This window comes from Pseudoalteromonas sp. SR45-5 (assembly GCF_014163565.1).
Taxonomy (GTDB): Bacteria; Pseudomonadota; Gammaproteobacteria; order Enterobacterales; family Alteromonadaceae; genus Pseudoalteromonas; species Pseudoalteromonas distincta.
This window is the reverse complement of sequence record NZ_JACJDN010000864.1, coordinates 1-1,305: the sequence shown is the minus strand read 5'-3', so window position 1 is coordinate 1,305 and position 1,305 is coordinate 1. Positions and strand designations below refer to the sequence as shown.

Annotated in this window: 3 protein-coding genes; all 3 read left to right on the top strand. The window is 33.4% G+C overall.

Annotated elements, in window-relative coordinates; translation table 11 throughout:
• A partial coding sequence (locus H5072_RS19680) for an amino acid adenylation (protein ID WP_182694540.1) occupies nucleotides 1–548 on the top strand: 548 nt, incomplete at its 5' end.
• Nucleotides 549–673: 125 nt separating this feature from the next.
• The gene (locus H5072_RS21385; protein ID WP_259396001.1) at nucleotides 674–991 is read left to right on the top strand and encodes a HEPN domain-containing protein; all 318 of its coding nucleotides are present in this window, start codon (nucleotides 674–676) and stop codon (nucleotides 989–991) included.
• Nucleotides 992–993: 2 nt separating this feature from the next.
• A complete protein-coding gene (locus H5072_RS21585; RefSeq protein WP_348983492.1) occupies nucleotides 994–1,203 on the top strand; it encodes a HEPN domain-containing protein in 210 nt (69 codons plus the stop codon).
• Nucleotides 1,204–1,305 lie beyond the last annotated feature (102 nt).

Genomic DNA, 1,305 nt, shown 5'->3' with positions numbered 1-1,305 from the left:
TTGATAACAGCTATAAATCTCGTGAAAAAACAATTATTGTCTGCGAGGCGAATAGCCGTTTTACGTTTTTTATACCAGTTAGTTTAAAGCTATCGCAAGAAGAGTTAACTCAGCGTTTGCAGTACGAATGGCAGCTAATGATGGCAGAAACACTTGAGGTTTATCAGCTAATACCACGCAGCGATATTGCGGTGCTGTTAAGTGAGCTATCTAAAATAGAGTTTACTCCGCACTGGGTTAAAAATACCGATTTAAGTATAAGCGGGCATATTAGCGATGCCGCACTTTGGGTTACTCAAACACTACAAGAAGAGGGGCTTTATGAGTTACCTAAAGAGCTTGCCATTGAGTTAGCTATTTACTTAAACACCCAACCTAAACGTATTACTAATAAAACAACTGGCCGCAAAGAAAAGTTTATACCCATAGAGCGCCTACTCACATACTGCCAAGCGCTTATCAGCTCAGAGAAACTAGTTGATGAGTCATCAAACGAAATAGTTGATACCAGTAATATCATTAATTTTAGTGATTATAAAAAAGATTAAAGCCAGCTAGATTAAATTTTCACAAGCTTGTGAAATTATATTTTTATAAATTTTTGTATAGCATTACAAAAAATAAAGCAGTACTAACAGACACCTAATTGTTAGTTAAATATTTAAGGAAGAAAATGACCCTCTCATTACAAAATTTTAATAGAGCCCTATCTGAAGCAGAACAACTATTAGCATGCTTTGAAACGCTAAATAACCATCCAGAATTATGCTCATATGATGTTTTAAAAAAAGCAAGCTTAATAATGACGCTAACCGCATGGGAAACCTATGTTGAAGATGTGGTAACTGAAATTTTTGATGCCAAATTTAGCTTAATTAAAGGCTCTCAATTTGGTCACTTTGCAGAAAAGCAATTAAATGAACGTTTAAAGTTTTTTCATAATCCAAATTCAAATAAAACCAAAAAGCTATTTGAAGAGTTTTTGGTGTAGATATTACTGAGCAATGGTCATGGCCTAATGTATTACCAAAAGATGCCAGAGAGCAGTTAATTAAGTGGATTTCGAAAAGGGGGGAAGCTTTACACCATGCACAGCTTGATACTACTCAACCACAAATAATTAAAAAAGATGAGCTTGAAAAGTGTCTGCGTTTTTTTAAAGCGCTTGCACAGGCAACAGACAAAGCATTAGCAGTAATTTAGATGAATAACCAATGAGTTTACAAACAAGAATAACAAATAATTTTCTAATCATTTTTATATGATATTTTTATTAAGTACCTATTATAATTAAATTAAGTATTG